Genomic DNA, 355 nt, shown 5'->3' with positions numbered 1-355 from the left:
TGACGGTTGGCAGTCTCGTACTCGACGTGCGCAGTGTTGATCGTGATGCCGCGCGCCTTTTCTTCCGGGGCTGCGTCGATCTGATCGTAAGCCTTGGCGGCGCCGCCGTACTTCTTCGACAGCACCGTAGTGATCGCTGCCGTCAGCGTGGTCTTGCCGTGGTCAACGTGACCAATCGTACCGACGTTTACGTGCGGTTTGGTACGCTCGAATTTTTCCTTAGCCATTCCAGTTCCTCAATAATTAAATAAGCAAAAAATCCAGAATCCAAGCTAATCGGTGGTGCCCATGGGCAGGATCGAACTGCCGACCTCTCCCTTACCAAGGGAGTGCTCTACCACTGAGCCACATGGGC

1 protein-coding gene and 1 tRNA gene are annotated in these 355 nt (G+C 55.2%); both read right to left on the bottom strand.

Going from position 1 to position 355, the window contains the following annotated elements; translation table 11 throughout:
• On the bottom strand, nucleotides 1-227 hold a 227-nt coding region (locus AT959_RS07765), incomplete at its 3' end, for a GTP-binding protein (protein WP_240481654.1).
• A 53-nt stretch (nucleotides 228-280) separates the two neighbouring features.
• Nucleotides 281-355, bottom strand: a tRNA-Thr gene (locus AT959_RS07760).

The organism is Dechloromonas denitrificans (genome assembly GCF_001551835.1).
Lineage (GTDB): Bacteria > Pseudomonadota > Gammaproteobacteria > Burkholderiales > Rhodocyclaceae > Azonexus > Azonexus denitrificans.
The sequence above is the reverse complement of the archived record's forward strand: the minus strand, read 5'-3'. Positions and strand labels throughout refer to the sequence as shown.